Below are 25,886 nucleotides of genomic sequence, written 5' to 3'. Positions count from 1 at the left end.
GAGCCTATTTACATCTTTGTTGCCTTAAAAGCCCCTTGTGGCACAGACAACAACAATTGCTGCAGCAATTGTTGGATAGCAATGTGCCTTTCAAGCTTCTGAACAAAATCCTTTGAAACATCTTTTGCAGTTTGGGGTAATGATTGCCATTCGCTCAAAGCCTTTTCGTGATCACCGGCTTGAATAGCAACTTCCATGCGCGCTACAATAGCCCCCAGCGTCATCCCTTCAACATTTCCAATTGGTCGAGAAACAACAAGCCCTTTTATCCACGCTAAAATTCGGTCAAAAAAACCAGCATCTGACGCAACAATATTTTGCGTACCAACGATTGCATCGGCAACATGAGCAAAATCAACTGAAAGTTGTGCTGAACTTGGAAGACCTACAGTAGCTGTCTTTTGCAACACATCAAGTCCATCAATCGAGGGCGATAACTGCTGTAATAGCTTTAATTCATTGTTATAAGATCCTCCCCGCTCTACAGCATTTTTTAACGAACTGATCGCTGTAAAAAGTGCCGTATTTATTTCTTTTTTCTCACTATTTTTAACAGTAATTTCTTCCTGTAGTGATTCTAACTGTTTTTTTAACGAAGCAAGATCATTTGCATTGCTCTGCCCGACAGACAAAGCCGTTTCTATCTCTTTTGACTCTCCAACAAAAGTTTGTACAGCCTCTTCAAGAGCTTTTACTTTTTCTTCTAAAATCGCAAAAGCTTTTCTGCTTTCTTTTTGCAAGAGTTCATCGTTTTTCATTGTTTTAAACTGTTGTGATGAAAAAGAAGAAAACTCTGTTTTTAATGCATCGATCTCTTGAATCATCCGCTCCAATTGTTCTCTTGTTTCTTCACCTTGGCTTTTTGCTGCTTCAGCAATCTGCAGAACCTTTTTCCCTCCAGCAGAATTTTCCACAGAAGAAAACAAACCTGCCCATTGAAGCCCCACAAAAATTCCCAAAGCAATGATGCCCCCTAAAATCCCTGAAAGGGGCAACAAAAGCCAAACCGTACGAGAAGTATTTTTATCCTGGCCTTGCATATTCTGTTTTTCTCGTGCATGAGCTTCTACAGAATTGTGTATTTTTTCCTCTGAATCATGGGAAACAGCTTCATGTTCAATGACTGGCTTCTTACGGTGCGTACCAGCATAATGTGATTTAACTTTTGGTTTTGAAGAATCGACCATCTCTGTCACTTTTTGTGCACACTTTTTTTAATGATAAAATAATAAAATGAAAAAAGTTTTAAAAATGAAGCTTTTCTCAAATATCTTGGTTTGCATTATACACTTTTTACAAAGAGTATAACTTTATAGAAATTTTCTAAATCGCATTTTTCTCAATAATATTTACAATGACACACTTTAATAGACAAGTTTTTAAAAACACATCTGAATTTTATACTCAAAAATACAGCTTCATTTTTTAATCAACAATGCCATAAAATTCAAAGAAAATCATTCTCTCATAGAAAACCCAATTCTTAAATAGAAATACTTTGCATCTTTTTCTGTTCATGGTACGCACGCAGGAAAGAAGCTTCAAAATAAGGTTTTGTTTAAAATGCGTCTGTTGGGAATAGAAACAAGTTGTGATGAAACGGCAGCGGCTGTCATTGAATACAACAATGAATCAAGCAGCCGAATTCTTTCCAATATTGTTTGGAGTCAAATTGATCATCATGCACCTTACGGCGGTGTTGTTCCTGAAATTGCTGCTCGTGCCCATGTTGAAATTCTTGATCATTTAATTCTGCAAGCCCTCACAGAAGCAAACACAACATTAAAAGATATTGATGGCATTGCAGCCACCAGTGGCCCCGGTTTGATAGGAGGGCTATTGGTAGGCGTTATGAGCGCAAAAGCACTCTCTCTTGCCACTGGAAAACCATTTATTGCCGTCAATCACTTAGAGGGACATGCTTTAACAGCTGTGTTAACGCACAATGTCAAGTTTCCTTATTTGTTACTTTTAGTTTCAGGGGGGCATACACAAACAATCCTTGTTCATGGAATAGGCAACTATCAACGTTTAGGTACTACCATTGATGATGCATTAGGAGAAGCCTTTGATAAAACTGCCAAACTTTTAGGTCTTCCTTATCCTGGTGGGCCAGCACTTGAAAAAGCAGCTTTATTGGGTGATAAAAATCGTATCCCTCTTCCACGACCTTTAAAAGGTGAAAAACGATTAGATTTTTCTTTTTCAGGTCTTAAAACGGCTGTGCGACAAGCCGCAACAGCCATAGCGCCTCTTACAGAAAATGATGTTGCTGACATTGCAGCAAGTTTTCAAGCCGCCGTGACCGATACAGTGCGTGATCGTGTTCATTTGGCTCTACAACACTTCACCAACCAATATCCTCTCTCTCATGATCAAGGAAAGCATTCTCCTGCTTTAGTTGTTGCAGGCGGCGTTGCCGCAAACCAAGCACTTCGCTCTACATTGCAAGAACTTGCCCATCAACATGGTTTTGGATTTATAGCCCCTCCTCTTTCCTTGTGTACCGATAATGCAGCAATGATTGCTTTTGCCGGTGCACAAAAGTTCGCACAAGGAGAAACAAGCTCTCTTGATATTGCTCCTCGCTCCCGCTGGCCATTAGATGAAAAAGCCATGCCCTTGATCGGAATGGGACGCCGTGGAACAAAAGCATAAGAAAATTGATTTCCCTCACCTTTCAAAAAACGAAGATTTTCACTCATTCCGGTCTGTAAATAATCCAGATTGTTATTGAATCAATCTCCCACCCACAAACGATTTTATCTGCTTCTTATTTCACAACAATTCACTGCACCCAAAGCGCAATACGCAAATTTAAATATTCACCACACATTCTAAAAACATTTCTTTTCAAGAAGACGACCTTATATCACCACACTTCAAATGACAGTATTTTATGGCATCATAAGACGAACCCTACCCCATCAAAGCATAATATGAAGCCCTCCTTTGCCATCTTCACCTTTAATCATCTATTTGTTTCACGACCATTGGAGTAACTTTTCAGAACTAATTTTCCTGCTAAGTTTTTCTAATGTAATGCGTCTCTCATGACTGCATTTCAAACCATAGCCGAAAAGATGATTAAGCCTCTAAATAGCTCAGTAAGTCTATTCTCTGATACATTGATGTATTTTTCTGCTAAAAGATAAAAAAAATGCAATATTATCAATTGGATCATATTCCTCTATTACAAATTATTTTGAAACAAAAAATAGATAATGCCCGTTCTTTATTCCACTTTAAAAATCATCATTGATGATGTTACAAAGATGCTTATAAAAAAATGGACATAATGAATGCATAACAGTCTATGAAAAAGGTGAACACATGGCTTATTGGCTTTTTAAATCTGAACCCCATAAATGGTCATGGGAGATGCAAAAGAAAAAAGGTGCTGATGGCGAACAATGGGATGGTGTCCGTAATTATCAAGCCCGTAATAATATGCGCGCCATGAAATATGGCGATAAAGGTTTTTTTTATCACTCAAATAAAGGTTTAGAAATTGTAGGCATTGTTGAAATATGTGCTGAAGCACACCCTGATTCTACAAGCTCTGATCCTCGCTGGGAGTGTGTGGATATCCGTGCACTTTGTGACATGCCAACACCTGTTTCATTAAAACAAATTAAAGCCAATCCCAAACTGGCAAATATGGTGCTGGTCAATGCCAGCCGCTTATCAGTACAACCGGTGACAGAAGATGAATGGAAAGAAGTCTGTTTGATGGGCAATCTTAAAAAAGAAATCCTTTAATCTTAAAACAATAATTTTTTATTCATTAACGCATAGGAAAAGTCCCTCATAACGCAGAAGAACAAGCACAACGCATCCCTCAGCGTGTTCTCACGCTAATATATTTTTCCTTGTTATTTTTTATTCTGCATCCTTTATCAATACAATTTCTCCTAAAATTGCACAAACACTCTGTTCATGATGCATCTTTTTAACATAGCTCAAGGGAAGGCTTACTCAGCGATTATAATGAACAACACCACAAGCACAACATCGACCATTTCGCATACAAATGCGACGAAAAAACAAAACTGAACGTAGATAAAAAAACAATAAAAATAACCATGAAATTCTCCTCAACAGTGCCTATATGCTAGAATTACACAGTTCTCTTCACACTAAAAAACGCATCATTTTGATTTATATCATATTGATTTATAAAGAGTGTTTATTATTTTGCATGTTGGATGAGAGCCCCTTCAGACCGTAGAATTTCTCTCATTTCAAACCTATTCCATGTTGAATCAATCAAAATCATGGCTTTTGCACGTTAAAAACAGAAAAGCCTGCGTGAATCAAAAACATGCCTCTTATAAAGAGTCTCAAATACCAAGGGTATCAACATTTTAAAGAAAAGTATATGATGGTGCCAGTTTGTTGCTCTATAATATAAGTATAAAGATGGTAGTCGCCAATGGAAAAAGCACACCCCAGAGTATAAAACAACGCTTCCAATCAATATGTATATATTCTGCGCACAACGCTACATTTTTTTAGCAAGCAATCACAGAAATCATAAAAGTTCAGTTTTTAGAGACTCCCTTTTTTAATTTTCCTCTTTTAATTTTTCTTGCATGAAGGCTCATTTTTCATGAAACTACTCTTCACCAATCAGTGTATTACATGCCCACAAGGAAAAATATGAACAACTATACTCTTTTAATCGTTGAAGATGATGATCTGCGCCCCATTTTGGTAGAACAATTGCAAATGCATCAAGAATTTGAAATTTTCCAAACAAAAACAGCTGAAGGGGGAATGAAAATAGTCCAAGAAGAAAATATTGATCTTGCTATTTTGGGACTTGAACTTCCTGATCTTGATGGTCGCAAAGCCGTTAAACAATTACGCACCCAAGGATTTCGTGCCCCCATTATCATGATAACGAATAATGATACAGACTGCGATACCATTTTAGATCTTGAAACAGGCGCCAATGATTATGTGACAAAACCCTTTCGCTTTGCGGTGTTATTAGCGCGAATTCGAGCACAGTTACGCCAATATGAACAAAACGAAGACGCAATCTTGCATATCGGACCCTATACTTTTAAATTAAGACAAAAACTCCTTCTTGATCAATGCAACAATAAAATCTATCTCACAGAAAAAGAAGCAGCAATTCTCAAATGCCTCTATTATGCGAATGATAAAAATGTCAGCCGTGAAACATTATTAGAACAAGTTTGGGGTTATAATGAAAACGTTGTCACCCATACTTTAGAAACCCATATCTATCGTTTACGACAAAAAATCGAAAATGATCCCTCCAATGCACAAATTCTTATGACAGATCAAAATGGTTATCGTTTAAACCTCTAATTTGATATGAATCGTTTCAAAAATAATTTTAATATTCTCACTCTTCTTTGCATTAAAACAAAAGCGAGATGAAAAAAAACGCTCACATGCAATTTGGGTGGTCCCGTATAGAACTTTTCTTTATCAGCACTCTTATGACACAATACAAAAAAACAATCATAAAAATATTCTAACACAAAACCCGCACAAGAAATGCTTTTCACGATACACTTGGCAACTTCTGCTTCATATGTTTTTGCTCTCTTTAAAATTTTAAATATATTTCGCATACAAATAATTGTACTATCTTTTAGCAACATTCTTTATCGTAACCATCTTCTTTAGCATATTGATATTTATGATTGTTTTTTAAAGATACCGCTTTACGCACTGCTTTATCTCACATTTACTCGCCTAAATTGAGAGATATTTCTTATATTTTTGCGCCATCCTTTACTTATCTCCTCTTAAGAGACAGAATAATGAATTATATGATATGTTTATCCCAACAATAAAGAAAACCATTGAGCCCCACCATCTTTATGCTTAACAAAAGAGTAAGCCAGCACCATCACACATTTGAGCCTGCTCTAAAATGTTGGACAGCCCTACAAGCCCTTGGGAGAAGTCCATAAGAAGCATGTCCTTTCTTGTCCAATTTTTATCCACACAGGTTCTCCCTGCTTGTGACATACAAGCAAATAATTTTGTTTGATTCAATATGAGAATAATTTGAGATGAGAGAAGCCTCATACATTTGCGGTTCTTATGCCAATGACAAAATGATTAATGATCTTTATAAATTAAAATATTTCTTGTCTGTGGAGATAAAGCAGGAATAAAAACACGTCGCGACTGACGCCGCTGTACGAGCACGCCCTGATAAACACGTTTTTGTGCCTGACAGATTAAGAGTCCACCAAAATAAGGAAAAAGATAGCGTGCAAATGGCTCATAAAAAAATGAGAACAATCGCGACACATAACCTGTAGAGGGCATATAATGGACAATTTCTTCTATTGGTTCAGAAACGAAATTTGTTTTTTCAAACAAACGAGTAATCTGTTGCCGAGTATAGGGTTCGCCATAACCAAAGGGCGTGGTCGTATTGCGCGCCCAAAAACCAGAGCGATTAGGAACAATAACAATCAAGTGACCATTGGGGGCTAAAACCCGCCATATTTCATTCAACGTTTCAAATGAATTCTCTGTATATTCTAATGCATGGACCAATAAAATACAATCAACTGATGCATCAGGAAGCGGCAAATCTTCTTCAAAAACAAGCGCTGTAGCAACTTGCTCAACACAAGGCCAAGACGAAGCACCTTGTCTAGCTGGCATAAAAGCAAAACATTGTTGGGCACGTTCACGCAATGCAGAAAGATAGGGAAGCGTGTACCCCAACCCCATAACCCGTTTATCCGCAAGATCAGGCCACCACAAATTCAATTGGTCACACAGCGTCTTTTGCACGCGCAGTCCAAGTGCAGAAGCATAAAAATCTTTCAGTGTGACGATATCCAACTCAACATACCATGTAGAAATAAATTTCAAATATTACAGATTTTCATATACTAAACCTATATGGACTTCTACTCTTTCTCCGCAATAGCGAACATTTTAATATTTCACATTTTAAACTTAAATGATCAAAAAAAGCAGCGCAACAGGATGATTATTGCGTTACAAGCGTTTTAATCATTCTCTTTTGAGGTGAACTCCATAGAGGTTTTTCATACGCTGTTTCTGACATCAATTAAGAAAAAAACCAACAATTGGTTAATTAAAATGAAGCAACCTTTCAAGATAGTTTTTTTCTGCTTCTGGAATATGTTCCTTACCAAGGCGTTTGCGAATTTCATCCAAAATTTGCCGTGTACGCATTTGATCACTTTCTTGTGGAAGTGCCTTACCTTCTTGTCCTTCACCTGTTTTTGAAGAAAGTGGACGTCCTAACGGATCTTTCTGACCAGAATCAGCGTCTTGATCATTTCCTGTTTCTTTGAGTGTTTCACGCATTTTTTTCAAAACACTTTGGGCACCCTGCCGCAAAGATTCCAAAGCATCAGACTGATTTTGTATCGATGCTTGATGATTTCCATGATCAAGAGCATCTTTTGCAGAATTCATTTTTTCTTCTGCCCTTTTCAATGCCTCACCTGTTTCAAATCCCTGTTCTGATAATTCTTTTTCTAATGTTGATAATTCAGACTGCAATTCAGCTTGGCGTTTTTTTAAAGATTTTTTTTGTTTTTCCGGTACATTTTCCCCACGTTTTTGTTCCATCTCTAACTGATGTGTTTCATTGAGAATTTCTTGCTGACGACGCATTAAATCTCCAAGTTGGTCCATCTTTTCTTTCATTTGTGCAGATTGACTTTTTTCTCCCTCATTTTGATTGCCTTTTTGCACATGCAAATGGTCAAGCGTCTGTTCAATTTCCGCCAAGAGCTGTTCGGCTGCTAGAGAAGAGCCCGTCTTAGCCATTTCCTCAATGAGATTCAGCTTTTCTTGTAATGTATCTTCAGAAAGATTGGGACTTTTTAAGCTTTTAGAATTTTTAGAAACTTGACCATCTGGTGCTTTTTCAGCCAAAGCTTGAATATACGCATCCATAGCTTGACGTAAATCAGCCATAAGCCGTTCGATTTCCGCCGCTGGAGCACCATATCGCAGTGCATCACGTAAAGCAGCTTGTGCCTGTTTTAAATTTTTCTGCACGGATTCAAGCTGATACCCTTCAATACCTAAAGCAATCTGCCATAAATAGTCCACCACACCGCGCAAATCCTCTTCTGTTTGTGCCAAAGAAAGCCTTGTCCACGCACTTTGTAGAACGAGAAAATGCGCTGCATTTTGAAGCCCCTTTTCTGGACGCACAAACAAAGCAGAAAGCATATCCAATACACGCTCTCTCGCAGACACATCAAGAGCAAGTAAACGTCGTAATTCACTGACAGCACGCGCAACAGGATTTGAGAAAATACGCTGCGGTAATATCATAACAAAAGTTTTGCTACGCCCTTTCTGCCCTGCGCCATCTTCTGCCACCAAAGTAATTTTGACTTGCGAACCCGCCCATGGATGTGCTGATACATCGTATACTGTCCGCATTTTACCTTTTCCTCCCCGTGGAAGAAGAAGCTTTATTTCCGGTGCTTTATAAAGAGAAGAAGCATTTTTATTCTGAAAAAGAGGCTCTATTTCAACAAAAGCCTTTGTCACACCATAATCATCATCCAACATATACCGTAACTCTAACGACCCCGTTAAAATTCGCCCTGGTTTTTCCAGCCAATCAATTGTCGGAAACGCATCCTTAATCATCTGCAAATGCCACTGCTGTTTTTTACGACGTGATGATACAAACAAATCCATTGAATGCTTTAAATGAGTTTCAAAATGAACGATTGGATTTTCATTTTTCTCTGAAAACAAAACGTTTTGCCCTTCTTCTACAGTTTTTGCTTTGACTGTAACACCAGCCCCATTGACAACACGCACCACCACATCACTCCCTTCAGGAATTTCCAGTTGTGTCTTCTCATCTTTTGTCAAATAAATCGGTGCCATACCGGTATAAGCAGGGGGTGTTACCCAAGCATCAATCCGCATGAATTTTTCATCAACAACAGGACGAAAATCAAAAGCATCAGCCAAACGCCCCCCTCGTGAACCAAAAGAAAAGCTAAAAGCACACACAAAAAGGAGAACACACAAAGCTCTCAAAGCCAAAGGATCATAAGCCGCACTATTAAGAGAGATAAATCCAGTTTTTAAATGGACTAATTGTTTTGCCATTCGACGTTGATGCTCACGCCAAATAACAGCACTAAAATCCTCCTCATTTTCAGAACATAAATGATCTGTCTGAATATTCAAAGGTTGGTGTTTAAGATCATTAACGCGCTCAAGACGTTGATCCACTTCCCGCATTGTGGGAAACCGAAAACCAATAAGAAAAAATAAACTCACCCCAGCACAAACAAGCAAAACCCCAAGTAAGAACAAATGGAACCAATAGCCTAAAACGCCAAAGAGCCCCAACCAGCTAAACGAACAAAAGAGACTGAGAACAAGGAACAATGGCAACAACCGTACCCATATCCGTTCAAATGAAAGGATCCCCCACACCAAAATGCGCACACACAAAAGCTTCATTGCAAAGCCTTTGATGTTTTTATTTTTCACGAACAAGCATTCTTCCCCTTTTACCGCGGTGTATTAAGATCATAAAACCCATACAAGACAATTTCCAGAAAATAAATTGTTTCATCAAAGTTTAGTAAAAATAAGACCAAAAACATTTAAGAATGCTCAACCCAATCAGGAATATGATCACATCCCATCAATTGCGCATAATCAAGACGCGGGCGGATAACCGCATAACGCGTATCTTGAACGAGAACCTCAGGGATCAAAAGTCGACTATTATAAGTACTCGCCATCACAGCACCATAAGCCCCAGCTTGCGTAATTGCCAAAAGATCACCGGGAGCCAAAATCGGTAAACAACGATCTAATGCTAAATAATCACCGGTTTCACAAACGGAACCCACAATATCTGCACGAATAAGGGGAGCGTCTTTTGCTGCTTGTTTCACAAGGACAACATTCTGCCAAGCATCATAAATCGTTGGACGCATCAGATCATTCATCGCCGCATCCACAATAACAAAATTCCGCCCTTGTCCCTTTTTTAAATAGAGAACAGAGGTTACCAACACACCAGCTTGCCCCACGATGCTCCGCCCCGGCTCCACAACGATATCAATCCCTAAAGGAGCAATATGCTTCTTTACCAGCGCAGCATACTCAAAAGGAGAGGGTACAGTATATTGTTCACAACCATAGGCAATACCAAGCCCGCCGCCAATATCTATATGCGTTATTGCATAACCATCGCTCCACAATTGACGCACACAATCTGCAATAAGAAGAAAAGCCTCTTCAAACGGCTTTAAATCACAAATTTGACTGCCAATATGCATATCGATACCGCAAACCTGCAATCCAGGTAAAGAAGCAGCTTTTTTATAAGCCTCTCTTGCCAACAACAATGGAATACCAAACTTATTTTCAGATTTTCCGGTTGTAATTTTCTTATGAGTCTTTGCATCAACATCTGGATTAATGCGCAATGAAACACGCGCCATCTTTGACAGCGCAACAGCACGTTGCGACAACTGTTCAAGTTCCGGCTCTGATTCAACATTAAAACAATAAATATTCTGAGAAAGGGCAAAATCTATCTCTCTCACGGTTTTACCAACACCAGAATAAACAATACGATGCGCCGGAATACCAACAGCAAGGGCTCGCCGTAATTCACCTTCTGAAACCACATCAGCTCCCGCCCCATTTGCCGCTAAAAGCCGTAAAATTGCTTGATTAGAATTAGCTTTAACCGCATAAGCAATCAGACTAGGCATCCCTTGAAATGCCTTTTGATAATCCTTAAAACGTGTGACTAATGAATTGGCCGAATAACAATAAAAAGGTGTCCCCACCTCCTGCGCAAGATCAGTAAGCGAACAACCCTCAGCATAAAGCATACCTTGATGGTAGGGGAAAAAATTCATACTTTCCTCCTACTTTATCAAACGATCAAGAATAAAAGGTTGATCATCTTCACTTTTAGCAGCAGATGTTCCCTGCATAGACTTTTCCACACTTGTAAGAGGAGGTGCCTCCAATGACCCTTTACGCCCACAGCCAACGACACCCACGCCCCCCAAAAGGACAATCATCAACCCCTTTACTATAATTTTCATCTGTCCTCTTTCCTTATCTCGATCTCTTTATTACCTTTAAAATACAATCACTCAAGCGCTCACAAGACGCTTTTTCCAATATGCAATTTGCCGAAGAACCTCTGAAGGAGCTGTTCCCCCAAAGCTTTTGCGACTTTCAACAGACTTTTCAACAGTCAAAACATCAAAAAGCGTCGCATTGATATCAGGACAAATTGCTTGAAGTTCCCCTAATGATAGATCCTGAAGACGACACTGTTTTCTTTCTGCCAATGCCACAGCTTGCCCTGTCATATGATGTGCCTCACGAAAAGGAATCCCTAGTTCGCGAACAAGCCAATCAGCAAAATCCGTAGCTGTTGCATACCCTAAATCCGCTGCTTGTTTCATGGCTTTTTTATTCACTTCCAAATCAGCAATCATCCCTGTCATTGCTGCTAATGATAATTCCAAACTCAAAGCCCCATCAAACACATATTCTTTATCTTCTTGCATATCCTTTGAATAAGCAAGCGGTAATCCTTTCATCACCGTTAACAATCCCATAAGCGCCCCATTCAATCGACCTGCTTTCGCCCGGACTAACTCTGCCGCATCAGGATTTCTCTTTTGTGGCATAATAGACGAACCCATTGAAAAAGCATCTGACAAACGAATAAAACGAAACTGTTCACTTGACCAAAGGATTATTTCTTCTGCTAAACGTGAAAGATGCATCGCACAAAGAGCGCCAGCACTTAAAAATTCCAATGCAAAATCACGATCAGAAACACTATCAATCGAATTGCGCGTAGGTTCGCGAAAACCTAATGCTTGTGCTGTCATAAAGCGATCAATCGGAAAACTTGTTCCTGCCAAAGCCGCAGCCCCCAAAGGCGATTCATTCATTCGCTCAATAGCATCACGCATCCGCGATAAATCTCGACCAAACATCTCAACATAAGCCATCATGTAATGACCCAATGTTACAGGTTGAGCCAATTGTAAATGCGTAAAGCCTGGCATAAAGGTATTGACATGTTGTTCTGCAAGAGCAAGCAATTGCTTTATCAACTCTTTTAAAGCTTGTGCTATTTTCTGCAATGTCTCACGTACCCACAACCGAAAATCAACAGCCACTTGATCATTGCGTGAACGCGCCGTATGCAAACGCCCAGCAACAGGACCAATTAACGCGCTTAGTCGTGCTTCAATATTCATATGAATATCTTCAAGATTGCGTGAAAAAACAAATGTTCCTTCTTCAATTTCTTGTAAAATAATTTTTAAACCATGAGAAATTTTTTCATAATCAGACTGTAAAATAATCTTCGTTTGCGCTAACATCGCAGCATGAGAGAGCGAACCTTCAATATCTTGCCGATAGAGTTTTTGATCAACCTCAATTGAGGCGTTAATTTCTTCCACAACAGCAGCAGGTCCTGCGATAAACCTTCCTCCCCACATTTGGTTCTTTAACGTCTCATCTGTCATATTCTAAAAACACCGATAAAAAGGATAAAAATCATGATTCCTCAAAATATTAATAGCTCAAAGAAGAAAAACAAAAAGTGGCAAATCTTCATAGCATCCTTTTTTGTTGCCATTATCTTAATTGGTATCAGTTTATACGCAATAAAAAATCATCATGACAAGAGTGCCTTTTTTTCTTCTAACTTTATTTCAAAAGAAAATACCGAAAAAATACCAGACAAAAAAATGATGACAATCCAAAAAGCCGCAACAGGCTTTTTTGCTCACATGCGATTTATTGATACACCTTTAGATATGAACACGCTCTCTTTTAAGGATATTCAAGGAAAAGACCACACACTCACTGAATTTAACGGAAAACCGATACTCATCAATCTATGGGCTATCTGGTGCATGCCCTGCCGCATAGAAATGCCTGAACTGGCGCAATTAAAACGCGAATTGGGTGGAGAAAACTTCGACGTCATAGCAATTAATGTCGATAAAGCCGCTTCTCCTGAAAAAATTCAGCGATTTTTGCAAGATATTCATGCGGATAACTTAGTTTACTATCGCGATGAAACCATGAATATCTTTAACGACATGAGAAAACAAGGACTTGCTTTAGGACTCCCCATCACATTTCTCATTGATAAAAATGGTTATCTCATTGCTTCCTATAATGGCGCAGCGCCATGGGCCAATGATGATGCCAAAGCACTTATAAAAGCTGTCATGAAAGAAGGACAATAACCTAATAACCACGCCTTTTAAAACGTTGAATTACCAAATCCAATGCTGATAAAAAAGCAGAACGATCTTTACCACAAAAAGGACGTGGTCCTCCTGTAACATGCCCCTGCTCTCGCAAATTTTCCATCAAATTACGCATAACTAAGGCCTCACCGATTGAATTGTCATCAAAAATACGCCCCGTTGGCGAAAGACAAAGACCTCCAGACCGTACAACCCGTGCTGCTAAAGGGATATCACTGGTAATAACGATACTCGCCTCATGGACATGTTCTACAATCCAATCATCAGCACTATCAAGCCCATCAGAAACGACAATTCTTTCAATGAGTTCTTCGTGGGGAAGAGAAAGAAAACGGTTTGCGACAATAAATGTTTTAAGCTGATAACGATTCATAACACGATAAATTTCAGCTTTTACAGGACAGGCATCTGCATCAACCAATAAAGTAATGGCTGGTCTTATTTCTTGTCCCATCTTTTGACTTTCATGCGATCTACAAGTTTTTTCATTCATCGAGGAGATTGCCAATAATTACGATAAAACATTATTGCAGCGTTTATTTCACCTCCTAAAATAAAAATTGCGCTTAAGATGTAAAGAAAAATTATGGCAACCATAATAGACGCTAACCCCGCATAGGTTGAAATATAATCAAACATCGTTAAATATTGCGCAAAAGCAAGAGAAGCCATAAACCATACAAATATAGTTACCACGATTCCTGGTAAAATATCTATAAATTTCCGCTGTCCTGCTGGAAGCCATTTATGAACAATCAAAAGACTGATAAACAAAATAACGACTGCAATTGTATAACGCCATAAACGAATGATCCCAATATATTCATTCATAAAAAAAGAATTATTTTGCATAATTTTGATCAGCAAGGGCGATAAAATCAATAAAAAGCTCATCACAACAAGACCAAAAGCGCCAAGGATCACAAAAAACAAACTTTGAAAACGACAAAACAACAAACTCCGTTGATCCGTCACACGGTAAGCTTTATTTAAAGCCGTACGCAAAGCTTCTATTCCATTGGAAGCAAAATAAGCCGCTCCAATAACAGAAAGCGTCAACACACCTCCTTGATGGAGGGTTAAAACATTGACAATTTCCTGCGATAAAGGTTCAGCAATGACATCAGGCAATAACTGTATGAGCGCTTTAATTTTTTGCGGTGTATAGGTAAAAGCCCCGAGAAAACGAGCAAAAGATGTTCCAAAAATAAAAAAAGGGAAAAATGCCAAAAGACCCGATAGCGCAACATGGCTTGCGAAAGCACTTCCATTATCACGCCAATAATGACTTATTGCGTCACCCAAAACACGATAGCTATACCAAAAGATATTTCTTAACAAACCTCAATACTTTCTGGTAACACTCTTTTTTCAGTTATCTCATGCTTTATAAAAACCATCAAAACGTTAAAAACAAACATTTTTCAGTATAAAGGGCAATAATCCATGTCGTCAAGACTCACCCTATCCAAAAACTGAAAAGCCAACAAACTTTACCAATCAAGTGTATTCTGTTTGAAGCGTTTTATTTTACATGAGAGCCGCCTCCCCATTAAAAATACAAAAAAATAAAATCTGAGGCAGAATATTTCCATGAGTTCTTTTTCATGTTTTAACGCTTAAATTAAAAGAGAATAAACAGAAATGAGTTTTTACATTTACGCCTTTTATATTATTCTCAAATAAAGTTGTTTTCCCGCTTCAAAAGATAAATCAAACAAATAGAATATTCCCGCTCCAAACCGACATACAAAAACTAAAAAAACGAATACACTGAATCATCATAATATTTTTCTCAAACATGTTGCTACATGAGATTTGAATATTCGTTTACAATTGACAGCAAAATTACAAACTTTATGAAGAAAACAACATCATAAAATGAAAAATATATTGGCTATCGATTGGAGAATGCCCCCTGCTTTTTATAGAACACTTTGCAAAACAACACCCATAATAGCCCCCGATTTGCATTGATTTACAGGCACTCATAAAAATCCCTCTCCCTGGAAAATTCTTCGCAAATCTCTTAGGTGATATTCGTGAAAATCAAATTGATAAGAATATAATTCTTGGCTTGATAATGTGAAGAGTAATACTATGGAAGAGTTTTATAGATCTTTACCATCAGCAATACGAAAGATTATTGAACAAAGCCTTTATCTTTCAAAAAATGATTTCTTTCTTCTGACCGTCGTGATCCTTTTAATAGCATGTCCATTGATGAAATAAATTGAACTTAAAGCATATCTCTTTTCGCTCTCATTTATGCATACTTTCTAACCAAAACAACAAAGCACCCCTCATGGGGGTACAAAAATTATTTTAGAGCACAGGATGGGAGATAAAGGTAAGCAGCACCAGTTATCGTCGCACAAACGACTAAGAACAGCGCCATATCTTCATCATAACAAACAATTTAAAAGAACAGATGTCTGAAGGGGCATGATAAAAATAAGAAAAACAACAGCGCAAAATCCAAAAATCTCTTATTTTACATTCCCTCTTTAGAAACACTATGACGCCCAAAATCAGGGGCATCAATTTCCTGTCCCGCCGCAATGATATTACGGCGCACAGCACGCGTACGCGTAAAAAAATTAAACAGCGTTTCACCATCACCCAAACGAATTGCCCGTTCTAAAAAAGCAAGCCCTTCACTAAAACGACTCAGCATTTCTAAAATAGCCTCTTTATTATGCAAACAAATATCTCGCCACATAACGGGATCAGAAGATGCCAAACGCGTAAAATCACGAAAACCGGAAGCAGAATAAGCAATAACTTCTGAATTTGTTACTTTTTCTAAATCACTCGCTGTCCCAACAGTATTATACGCAATCAAATGTGGCAAATGCGAAACAATCGCTAAAACAAGATCATGATGCTTAGGCTCCATCTTTTCGACCCGCGCTCCACAAGCTTCCCAAAACGCTGTCAATCGTGCTACAGCCGCTGCGTCACTCTCTGCAAAAGGTGTTAAAATACACCAGCGATTGATAAATAAATCAGCAAAACCAGCATCCGGCCCCGAATATTCCGTTCCAGCAATAGGATGTCCCGGAATAAAATGAACCGTTTTTGGCAATAAAGGTGCCATTTCTGCAATAACCAACTCTTTTGTAGAACCAACATCACTCACAATCGCCCCCGACTTTAGATGATCATGAATGTCTTTTGCTACCTCTGCACTCGCTCCAACAGGAACAGAAATAATAACGAGATCAGCCCCTTCAACAGCCTCTGCATTATTCGTTGTATAAAAATCTCCAAGTTCCAATTCGCGCGCTCTTCCCAAAGTTTCTTGACGACGCGTTGCAATAGAAACCTGAGCTGAAAGATTTTTCTTTTTAATCACGCGTGCTAAAGAAGATCCAATCAGACCAATCCCTATGAGCGCTATTCTTTCAAATTGAATAGGGGGCATCTTTCACCTTTAAAGATTCTTTGCAAACAGCAACAAAGACAGCTGTAACAATCATAATTTTTCTGTTTGTTCGTCTAAGAGTTATGCGCAAAATATTAAAAAACTACAACGAGAGAATAATACAGTTTACCCTGCGTAAATAAACAACAGATCATTTTTATCTATAAAACATACGAAAAATGTAACACCAAACTTAAAATTCCCACTTCATTGCTTAACTGCATACAACGCATTGATTCATAAAGATAATGACATTATTTATTATATTGAAAAAGATCCCTTAAAATACCGCAGAATTATTTTATTTTAAATCTTCTTATGTTGAATTTAATCAAAATCATGTCTTTTGCACCTCACAATAAAAACTTCTTCTCCACATGCCTTTTTACGACTGTCTAAAACAGCAGTCTGAATTCTTTCCATTGCGTAAGAAATCTGTTCTAAGTTCCAATATTTTAAAGCTTGTTCAATAATTTTTTTTCCGTTGAAAAAATGAGTAGACGCGCTTGAGAAACCACCGTAAAAGCTGATTTCCCTTCAACCTCTACCTGGTAACGTCAGAGCTGTAATTGCTGAAAATACCTCTGTACTGTACTTAAAATAAAAAATCATAATATTTTAAAATGTTAAGCTGCCATTTGGCGTCGTGCAATAATTGTGAGTCCTAACAAAGCTTGACGAATGATAGCTTCACCCAAAAGCGGATTTTTACGGCTGTCTAAAACAGCACTCTGAATTCTTTCCATTGCGTAAGAAATCTGTTCTAGACTCCAATATTTTAAAGCTTGTTCAACGGTTTTTTTCCGTTGAAAAAAAATGGGAGGACGCGCTTGAGAAACCACCGTAAAAGGCGATTTTCCTTCAACCTCTACCTGATAACGCAAGAGCTGTAATTGCTGGAAATGCCTTTGTGCTGTACTCAAAATAAAAAAAAGTGCTCCCTGCAATGCTGCATGTCGGTTAAAATGCACTTCAAAGCCTGATATATCGCCCAATAAAAGAGCATCAATAATTTCATCTTGAGAAAGAGCACTTACATCGCTTACAACAGTTTTCACATCTTCAAGAGTAATATGAACATTTGAAGCATAAAGACAAAGCTTCTCTAATTCGCCGCGTGATACAAGACGATCTACCCCTAAACTTTCATGCAACCATCTACGTGCATCCAAAGAAAGAGTCTTCTTAAACTGCCCTAAAACCTCATCAATCAAACCGTCAAGAGAACGTATATCATCGGCAAAACAAGGCAAAGCCATTGCATTTGCTGCTGTTTCAATAACATTGCGCAACCCTGTTCCTTTTTTTAAATCCCCTGCCTCAATGAGAATAAAACTTTTCTCTGGTGGCTTCTCAATTAAAAGCTTCAAGGCTGCAAGAAAACCTTTTTGGTTAGCAGCATTAGAGACCCATATTAAACGGTCTCCCCCAAAAAGCGAGAAAGTACGCGCTTCATTTTCCAAACATGCGGGATCTTTATCAATTTCAGCAGCATCCAAACGAATTGTCGAAAATGGATCTTCTATTGCGACCTTTGTAAGCTTCGCAAAACGTAGAGCACGTTCACAAATAAGACCACGATCTGGCCCATAAATGAGAATAATAGAAAAAGCACGTGAGAAACGCGTTAGAAACTGATCAACCTCATGTGCTTTTTTCTGAGCCACACTATTAATCCATTAACATTTCATCATCATCAAGAACTTCCCCGCGCACTTTCTGAAACATACCAATTAAATCATTGACATCCAAGCCCTTACGCTCTTCATGACAGACATCCAAAATCACTTTTCCACCATGCAACATCAATGTGCGATCGCCATAGTCAAGAGCCTGACGCATAGAATGGGTTACCATAATAGTCGTTAATTTTTTCTCTTCAACGATTTTTTCAGTCAACCGCATCACAAAATCAGCCATTCCAGGATCAAGTGCTGAGGTATGTTCGTCAAGTAATAAAACATCTGCATGGGCTAACGTTGCCATCACAAGACAAACGGCTTGGCGTTGTCCACCGGATAAACTATCCATAGGATTGTGAATATATGCTTCAAGACCAATGCCTAATTGAGCAATTTTCTCTCGAAAAAATTGCCTTTTTTCCTGGTTTAAAGCTGAACGCAAACTACGACTATTTCCCCGAAGAGCAGCAAGAGCCAAATTTTCTTCAATTGTTAAAGAACCACAACTTCCCTTTAACGAATCTTGAAAAACACAAGCAACCCTTCCAGCGCGTTCGCTAACTGATTGCCTGGAAACATTTTGTCCATTGATAACCACTTTTCCTGTCGAGGGAAGCGTTGCCCCCGCCAAAATACTGAGCAACGTTGATTTACCCGCACCATTTGAGCCGATAACCGTAACAAAGCTACCTTGATCAATTTTGAGGTTAATATCAATTAAAGCCTGTTTTTCCAAAGGCGTTTGCGGTTTAAATGTAACCCCAACATGAAAAAACTCAATCACGTTTACGCCTCCTCCAATAACGTGGCACAATAAGAGTTAACGCTACCAACAGCGAAGTAATCAACTGAAGATCTGTCGACGTATCAATACCAATTCCATTAGCCTCGAATGCAAATTGCACCGCCACACGATAAAGCACAGACCCCACAATACAGCTGATTATAATCCAGAAAATATTGCGCGTACGAAAGAGAGTTTCTCCAATAATCACGGCGGCCAATCCGAAAACAATTGTACCAATTCCACCGGTAATATCCGTCGCAATTGCAGTTTGAATATAAAGAGAACCACCAAGTGCAACACAGGCATTAGAAAGCCCCATACCAAAATAAATCAATGCCGATGTATGAACACCTTGCGCCGCCGCCATGCGTGGATTAGCTCCCATTGCGCGCATAGCGAGACCAATTTCACTTTCCAAAAAGCGCCAAATAAAAAATGCCACAACCAGCAATACAGCACCAACAAAAAGAGGGCGCACAAAGATATCGGACAACCCAAACAGATTATAAAAAGGTGTTAAGGCTGTATCAGCAAGCGCTAAATTAACATTAGACCCTCCCATAATTCCCATAATACGAAGGTTAACCGTATAGAGCGCTGACATTGTTAAAATAGAAGCCAAAAGATTCAAAATGCCAAAACGCAAATTCAACATGGCTGTTAATAAGCCAGCAGCCATACCTGCACAAAAAGCGCATGCCATAGCTGTCCATGCATTAAAACCTAAAAGAATCAAGACGCCACAGACACAGGACCCAAGAAGAAACGAGCCATCAACTGTTAAATCAGGAAAGTCTAAAACGCGAAATGAGAGATAAACTCCTATAGCCACAAACGCATAAATAAGGCCTAATTCCACAGCGCCAGAAAAGGCAAATATATTCATGTAAAGACAATCCCCATGAAAACTTAACGGTTTTTATTGTATCAACATCCTATCAACAAAAGTCATTGAAGCACTTTTGTTGCACGATCAATAACCGCCTGCGGAATAACAATCCCCGCTTTTTCTGCTGCTTTCAGATCAATTCGAATGTCACTATTAGCCGCCTGCACAACATCAATATCACCAGGCTTTTCACCCTTTAGAATACGCACAACCAACTTCCCAGCATCGCCCCCTACATCATAGAAATTCACACCTTGCGTCATAAAAGGGCCGCGTCCAATAGAATTAGCATCAACAGTAAACACAGGCACATTTGCTTCCTGCGTGACCTTTACAGCACCCTCTAAAACAGAAAGAACTGTATTATCAGCGGGAATAAAAATGATATCTACCTTACCGATTAAAGCCCGTGTTGCTGCCTGAACATCTGAAGGCTTTGGTGCCGATGAAGGAATGATTTCAATTCCAGCTTTTTTTGCCGCATCCTTTAACACTTTAAGTGTTGAAACAGAATTTGCTTCAGAAGCATTATAAAGATAACCAATTTTTTTTAAATCTGGTTTTACTTCGTGCAAAAGTTTAACACTTTCTGCAACATCTATACGATCAGAACTCCCCGTCACATTACCACCAGGCTTGGTAAGCGAAGAAACGATTTTAGCTCCGATAGGATCAGAAATCGCTGCAAAGACGATAGGAATTGTTTTGGTTGCCGCAAGCATTGTTTGTGCTGAAGGCGTGGTAATCGCCACAATAACATCAGGTTTATCACCAACAAATTTACGTGCAATTTGCGTTGCTGTTGAAATATTGCCCTGCGCTGATAGAAAGGTCAGTTGAAAGTTTTCACCTTGCTTATAACCATTTTCTGCAAGAACATCTTCCACACCTTTACGAACAGCATCCGCAGCAGGATGGACCATAATTTGTGTTAAAGCAACTTTAACGTGTTTAACTTGATCGTCAGCTTTTGCAACACTGTTCATGAGAAAAACCGCTGCAATGACAACCCCTAATATATTTACTTTCTTCAACATGATATTCCACCCCTATCCACGCAAAAATTAAAAAAGGAATAATTTATTACTGAAGAATTTTCTAAAATCAATCTTTATTTCATTTTATCGAAACAGAGACAAAATAAATCAAACTAAAATGATATTTTTTTGTTGCAATTCGTAGAAGCCTACGCCATACAAACAACATATATGTCGAATCGGTGAGCGGGTGTAGCTCAGGGGTAGAGCACAACCTTGCCAAGGTTGGGGTCGTGGGTTCGAATCCCATCGCCCGCTCCATTGAATTTTGATTTTGTAGCTTGCCAGCAGGTTTTGTATATTTTGCCACTAGGTTTTCTACCAATTTATTTTGTTTCACATGATTTTTAAGGGGTTCTCAAAGGGTCTTCAAAGGTCTTTCAAAGCCTTTTCTTATTTTCACACTCAAATTCCGATTTTCGCTCTTTTGAGCCATTTTAGGTGTCAAAATTCATTTTGACAAAACGCGTATTTAAAGCTAGATTTTATACATAAAAACAATAAATTATCAAGTATTCCTACCTAATCCCACCTCTTCCCACTTAATGTAAGACCTACTGTCAAACTACATTGCCGGTCGATTTTCTCTATTTTGGCATTAGATTCTATATCGATTCGTTTTTTTCAAATCATTTTTAAAAGATTCTCTAAAAAAGCTTCAGGGGCATTTCAAAGTTTTTTAAGATTCGTAATTTCTTGTAAAGCATCTATTAGATTTGGATCTTAGATCATCAGATAACAATTTCTATCTCAGGCGGGATTTTCTAGGAAATCTGTGTGATCTGCTAGACCGCTAAAGCTTGAAAAGTGAGATGATACTTCCCATTGGTTTATGACGTTGTTTAGCAACAATAACTTTAGCTTTGCCAGTAGCATTTTTCCAAAAAGCATTAATCAAGAGTTTCTTACCATCCCGAGAATAATTTTTTAGTATTAGCAGCAGATCTTTTGCGACCTTTCAGGTTATATCAGCTTATGTAAAAGAATTTGGAATTACCTTTGAGCTAACAGATTTTTTTACAGCCCCAGTATTAAAAGCTCAATGAATAATGATAAGGAAAACAAATGTTAAACAAATCAAAAATTAACTTATCATTAGAGAATAATTTTTTCTCAAAGGTACGTTTTTTACCAAAATTGTGTCCTCAAATGCAGGTTATTGATTTTTCAAATGGAGTCTCTTCTGTTAATTCAACATTTGCTTCAGACACATTCAACGTTATCTCTGCTAAAAATTTACAAGAAACGATATCTGTAGACCAAGCAAAGTCTATAATTGATTCCTTTAATACACAGAAACGACCTTTAGCTTGGTGGGTTGGACCTCATTCGTCTCATTACAAAGTTGATGAAGTTCTCTTAATCATTGGTTTAGAGCATGTTGAAACAAAGGTAGGAATGGCGGCTTTAGCGCAAGATATAGATTCACATATTAGTTCTACACCGGATAACTTCAAAATAAAGGAAGTTGAATCACTTCAAGATTTTATAGATTACGGAAATGTTATGGCGTCAGTATTCGAGCCTTTTGATGAAGAAGCGATCATATTTTATAAAACAATAGGAAGCTGTTATAAAAAAGATCCTAATATAGATCTGTTCGTTGGTTATATAAATAACAATCCTGTAGCCATATGTTTTTGTATTAAAGCGGATGAAATTGGTGGAGTCTATGATATTGTCACCAATCCAGATTTTCAAAAAAGAGGGTTTGGGACATTCATGACAAAAATTGCTATTGAGCATTTAAAAAGAAAGAAATGTCATGTTATTGGTATGTAAGCCTCACACGAGGGAATTGGCATTTATAAAAAATTGGGTTTTATAAACTTTGGTGAATTTAAAGTTTATTCCAATAAACACATGATCATTTAGTGACGAACTTTTTTTGCTCATCAATGAAGAGAATTTATTATTTTCAGCATGGAAAAGGCTCAGCATAAATGTTAAGAGGGATGTCTTCCATAATTTTAATAATGATTTTGGCTAACCTTCTTTTGCCACCAATAAATATAAACAATAACGAATATAATGGAATCAACAAGCTTCAATATCGCTTTGTAAAAAGCCTTTCAAAATTCCTTTACCCTTTTTGCCATCAAATCTTGACTTTCAGAGTCTCTTGCTTTCTTTTTTTACATTCAAAATTTACTCTGGAATAGGATACATTAATCGTAAAAAAATATATAAAAGCAACAAGATATAACTTTTTTCTCTCTAATTCTTCTTCAATAAAAAACAACTTTTAAGCTACAATGCGCCAACACTTATCAGCCTAAGTCCCAAACAACATATAATGACGAAACAAATTCATAGAGTGAAAATTTTTTACAATCAATTGTTGTATCAATCTTTCCACAATGCATAAAAATGGTGAAGCGGCCCTCGACCTTTCCCTACTTTTAAAGCATTTGAAGCCATTAAAGCGCCATGTAAATAATCTTTTGCTTGTTTAACAGCACAGTCCAAAGGCTGTGTAGGTAACAGAGCTGCAATGGCGGCAGAAATAGTACACCCTGTCCCGTGATCATGAGTGGTTGAAAGTCGAGAAGCTTCAAGCATAACAAGATTTTCACAATCGCAATAAAGATCTGGACTAGAACAATCGTAATTTTCTGTACTATTTCTGGTAAGCGCATTCAAATGTCCCCCTTTCAATAAAACTGCAGGACACCCTAGCGCTAAAAGTCGTGGAGCATATTGATACATAGTCTCTAAAGACCATTGCACTTCACATCCCAATAACAGTGCAGCTTCAGGCAAATTTGGTGTAATCAAAGTTGACATCGGTACAAGAACATCACGCATAATTTCAATGGTATCAGGCTTTAAAAGAACATCACCACTTTTTGCCACCATAACCGGATCAAAAACAATGAAACGCGCCTTATGATAAGCAAGACGTTCTGCAATAGTCTGTGCAATCTGAGCATTTGCAACCATACCAATTTTAACGGCATCAACATGGATATCCTCAAAAACAGAATCAATTTGATCCGCAACAAAAGAAGCATCTAATGCCTGAAAAGAACGCACACCTTGAGTATTTTGTGCAACAACAGCTGTAACCACACTCATACCATAAGTTTTCATAGCTGAAAAAACCTTCAAATCCGCCTGCATTCCAGCGCCACCAGAAGGATCTGTTCCCGCAATAGATAAAATCCGTGGAATAAAAAGTTTATCTTTTTGTAATTCCATTAACCTCTTTCCTTCTGTTTTTAAATATCGGAAAATGAGTTACCGAAAAAATAGATGCTTGAAAAAACATAAAGAAGATGTTTTCTCCTATGAATTATATTATATACGAAGTCTTTTTATAGATATAAAATGGAAAATATAGTGCTTATCCTTCGTTCTATTCTTTTTACGTTCGCTTTTTATACAACAACTTTCATACAAATGATTCTTTACGCTCCCATTTATTTTTTAATGCCCCGCAAAAAGGCATGGATTGTCCCTAAAACATGGGCGCGTGTTACACTCTTTTTGCAAAAATACATCGCGGGCACACGTTATGAAATTGAAGGATTAGAAAATCTCCCTAAAGGGGCCTATATCATTGCTCCAAAGCATCAATCTGCATGGGAAACTTTCAGCCTTGTTCCCTATTTTGACGATCCCACTCTCATTTTAAAACGTGAATTGATGTGGATTCCATTGTTTGGCTGGTATATGGCAAAAACACAAATTATCCCCATTAACCGTACAACGCCCATCAAAGCCTTAAAAACGGTTATACAAAAAGCAAAAGAGAAAGTAAAACAAGGACGCCAAATTTTAATTTTTCCCGAAGGAACACGTCGAAAACCCGGTCAAGAACCAGATTATAAATCAGGAATCGTCGCGCTCTATAATGAATTAGGACTTCAAGTTGTCCCTATTGCGCACAATGCGGGATTATATTGGCCACGCAATAATTTTCGCCGTTATCCCGGAACAATTCGTGTTCGTATTCTTCCTCCAATAGAAGCTGGTTTAAGCAAACGTGACTTTCTAGATCAACTGATCCAAAAAACTGAAGAAGCGTGTGATGAACTGCTCCTCTTAGCAGCTCAAGATCCTACCCCTCCTCCTATGCCACCATCTGCTGTTCAAAAGCTTCAAAAACTGAAACATCATGAAGCACAACCTTGATTGATAAAAAACATCACTTTGTATATTAAATGAAGCATATAAAACAAAAATATAAGGGAGATATTACAAACTTTCCCATTCAAAATTATAAAACCCATGTTACATTATCAAAAATGAACAATGTATGAATTTTTTTAAGAGGGAATTCTTCCTCTCTTTAAAATCGTTAAATGACATACAGCATTTTGATTTATAAGGATAATTTATCACTATTCAACTTGAATGAGAACTCTGAATACCGTAAGATTTTCTCATTTCAAATTTGTTTCATGTTGAATCAATCAAAAGCATTTGCTTACACATTACAAGCGGAAAAAGCCGTATAAGAAAGGCATGCCTCTTATCAACCATCTCAAGGGCCAAGGGCTGTCAGTAACATTATAGGCTGGAAAAGTGTTTGATAATGCTGGCTTTCTTCTTCACAACTACAACATTGATAGAAAATAAATGCATGATAAGTGCCAACATCTTTCTTCATAAACATAAAGATTATAACTCTTAAGAACGATATCTTAAAAGAGATATGAAAATTGGTAGATATTTCTTTAAAATGAGCACGTGAATGAGAAACGCAACAATATTTTGTTTTGAGCGTTCTGTCTTGTATAAGAAACATGTGC

20 protein-coding genes, 1 tRNA gene and 1 pseudogene are annotated in these 25,886 nt (G+C 38.0%); 7 read left to right on the top strand and 15 right to left on the bottom strand.

The window, feature by feature from the left end:
- Window positions 1-8 precede the first annotated feature (8 nt).
- A complete protein-coding gene (locus PVV57_RS01015; RefSeq protein ID WP_273783259.1) occupies window positions 9-1,187 on the bottom strand; it encodes a COG4223 family protein in 1,179 nt (392 codons plus the stop codon).
- Window positions 1,188-1,563: 376 nt separating this feature from the next.
- Between PVV57_RS01015 and tsaD the strand changes: the two genes are divergently transcribed.
- From tsaD to PVV57_RS01000, 3 genes are all read left to right on the top strand, one after another.
- Window positions 1,564-2,658 (top strand): tRNA (adenosine(37)-N6)-threonylcarbamoyltransferase complex transferase subunit TsaD, encoded by a 1,095-nt coding sequence (tsaD, locus tag PVV57_RS01010; RefSeq protein ID WP_273717364.1) that lies wholly within the window; start codon window positions 1,564-1,566, stop codon window positions 2,656-2,658.
- A 675-nt stretch (window positions 2,659-3,333) separates the two neighbouring features.
- Complete coding sequence (locus tag PVV57_RS01005) at window positions 3,334-3,762, top strand: EVE domain-containing protein (RefSeq protein WP_273717365.1); 429 nt, start codon at window positions 3,334-3,336, stop codon at window positions 3,760-3,762.
- A 900-nt stretch (window positions 3,763-4,662) separates the two neighbouring features.
- Window positions 4,663-5,343 (top strand): response regulator transcription factor, encoded by a 681-nt coding sequence (locus PVV57_RS01000; protein WP_273783258.1) that lies wholly within the window; start codon window positions 4,663-4,665, stop codon window positions 5,341-5,343.
- Window positions 5,344-6,108: 765 nt separating this feature from the next.
- Here PVV57_RS01000 and PVV57_RS00995 read toward each other — a convergent pair.
- From PVV57_RS00995 to argH, 5 genes are all read right to left on the bottom strand, one after another.
- Window positions 6,109-6,879 carry a class I SAM-dependent methyltransferase gene (locus PVV57_RS00995; RefSeq protein WP_273717367.1) on the bottom strand — a complete coding sequence of 257 codons (771 nt, stop codon included), beginning with the start codon at window positions 6,877-6,879 and terminating at the stop codon, window positions 6,109-6,111.
- A gap of 225 nt (window positions 6,880-7,104) precedes the next feature.
- Window positions 7,105-9,516 carry a TIGR02302 family protein gene (locus PVV57_RS00990; RefSeq protein ID WP_273717368.1) on the bottom strand — a complete coding sequence of 804 codons (2,412 nt, stop codon included), beginning with the start codon at window positions 9,514-9,516 and terminating at the stop codon, window positions 7,105-7,107.
- Window positions 9,517-9,632: 116 nt separating this feature from the next.
- Window positions 9,633-10,907 (bottom strand): diaminopimelate decarboxylase, encoded by a 1,275-nt coding sequence (gene lysA / locus PVV57_RS00985; RefSeq protein ID WP_273783256.1) that lies wholly within the window; start codon window positions 10,905-10,907, stop codon window positions 9,633-9,635.
- 9 nt (window positions 10,908-10,916) lie between these two features.
- Entirely contained in the window at window positions 10,917-11,099 is a 183-nt protein-coding gene (locus tag PVV57_RS00980; protein ID WP_273717370.1) for a hypothetical protein, read from the bottom strand.
- A 51-nt stretch (window positions 11,100-11,150) separates the two neighbouring features.
- A complete protein-coding gene (argH, locus tag PVV57_RS00975; RefSeq protein ID WP_273717371.1) occupies window positions 11,151-12,551 on the bottom strand; it encodes an argininosuccinate lyase in 1,401 nt (466 codons plus the stop codon).
- A gap of 33 nt (window positions 12,552-12,584) precedes the next feature.
- On the opposite strand from argH, the gene PVV57_RS00970 reads away from it, so the two are divergent.
- Entirely contained in the window at window positions 12,585-13,283 is a 699-nt protein-coding gene (locus tag PVV57_RS00970; protein WP_273717372.1) for a TlpA disulfide reductase family protein, read from the top strand.
- Between the two features lies 1 nt (window position 13,284).
- Here PVV57_RS00970 and PVV57_RS00965 read toward each other — a convergent pair whose 3' ends face one another.
- From PVV57_RS00965 to PVV57_RS00930, 8 genes and pseudogenes are all read right to left on the bottom strand, one after another.
- Window positions 13,285-13,761: a YaiI/YqxD family protein gene (locus tag PVV57_RS00965; RefSeq protein WP_273717537.1), complete on the bottom strand. Its 477-nt coding sequence runs from the start codon at window positions 13,759-13,761 to the stop codon at window positions 13,285-13,287.
- A gap of 35 nt (window positions 13,762-13,796) precedes the next feature.
- A complete protein-coding gene (locus tag PVV57_RS00960) occupies window positions 13,797-14,648 on the bottom strand; it encodes a YihY/virulence factor BrkB family protein (protein ID WP_273717373.1) in 852 nt (283 codons plus the stop codon).
- A 1,153-nt stretch (window positions 14,649-15,801) separates the two neighbouring features.
- Window positions 15,802-16,734: a prephenate/arogenate dehydrogenase family protein gene (locus PVV57_RS00955; protein ID WP_273717374.1), complete on the bottom strand. Its 933-nt coding sequence runs from the start codon at window positions 16,732-16,734 to the stop codon at window positions 15,802-15,804.
- A 327-nt stretch (window positions 16,735-17,061) separates the two neighbouring features.
- Window positions 17,062-17,312, bottom strand: a pseudogene (locus PVV57_RS00950) (hypothetical protein); the annotation flags it as partial.
- 48 nt (window positions 17,313-17,360) lie between these two features.
- Entirely contained in the window at window positions 17,361-18,401 is a 1,041-nt protein-coding gene (holA, locus tag PVV57_RS00945) for a DNA polymerase III subunit delta (RefSeq protein WP_273717375.1), read from the bottom strand.
- 4 nt (window positions 18,402-18,405) lie between these two features.
- Window positions 18,406-19,200, bottom strand: coding sequence for an ABC transporter ATP-binding protein (locus tag PVV57_RS00940; protein ID WP_273783255.1), 795 nt, complete (start codon window positions 19,198-19,200; stop codon window positions 18,406-18,408).
- Window positions 19,193-20,089, bottom strand: coding sequence for an ABC transporter permease (locus tag PVV57_RS00935; protein WP_273717377.1), 897 nt, complete (start codon window positions 20,087-20,089; stop codon window positions 19,193-19,195). The genes PVV57_RS00940 and PVV57_RS00935 overlap by 8 nt, the downstream gene beginning before the upstream one ends.
- Window positions 20,090-20,151: 62 nt before the next feature.
- Window positions 20,152-21,129, bottom strand: a complete 978-nt coding sequence (locus tag PVV57_RS00930; protein WP_273783254.1) for an ABC transporter substrate-binding protein — start codon at window positions 21,127-21,129, stop codon at window positions 20,152-20,154.
- A gap of 186 nt (window positions 21,130-21,315) precedes the next feature.
- On the opposite strand from PVV57_RS00930, the gene PVV57_RS00925 reads away from it, so the two are divergent.
- Window positions 21,316-21,390, top strand: a tRNA-Gly gene (locus PVV57_RS00925).
- A gap of 804 nt (window positions 21,391-22,194) precedes the next feature.
- Window positions 22,195-22,911 (top strand): GNAT family N-acetyltransferase, encoded by a 717-nt coding sequence (locus tag PVV57_RS00920; RefSeq protein ID WP_273717379.1) that lies wholly within the window; start codon window positions 22,195-22,197, stop codon window positions 22,909-22,911.
- A 564-nt stretch (window positions 22,912-23,475) separates the two neighbouring features.
- On the opposite strand, the gene thiD is transcribed toward PVV57_RS00920, so the two are convergent.
- Complete coding sequence (thiD, locus tag PVV57_RS00915; protein WP_273717380.1) at window positions 23,476-24,330, bottom strand: bifunctional hydroxymethylpyrimidine kinase/phosphomethylpyrimidine kinase; 855 nt, start codon at window positions 24,328-24,330, stop codon at window positions 23,476-23,478.
- Window positions 24,331-24,459: 129 nt separating this feature from the next.
- Between thiD and PVV57_RS00910 the strand changes: the two genes are divergently transcribed.
- On the top strand, window positions 24,460-25,266 hold the full coding sequence (locus PVV57_RS00910; RefSeq protein WP_273717381.1) for a 1-acyl-sn-glycerol-3-phosphate acyltransferase: 807 nt from the start codon (window positions 24,460-24,462) through the stop codon (window positions 25,264-25,266).
- Window positions 25,267-25,886 lie beyond the last annotated feature (620 nt).

The organism is Bartonella sp. AU15XJBT, from assembly GCF_028618615.1.
Lineage (GTDB): Bacteria > Pseudomonadota > Alphaproteobacteria > Rhizobiales > Rhizobiaceae > Bartonella.
Note: the sequence above shows the minus strand (reverse complement) of the source record. Positions and strands in the feature narration are given on the sequence as shown.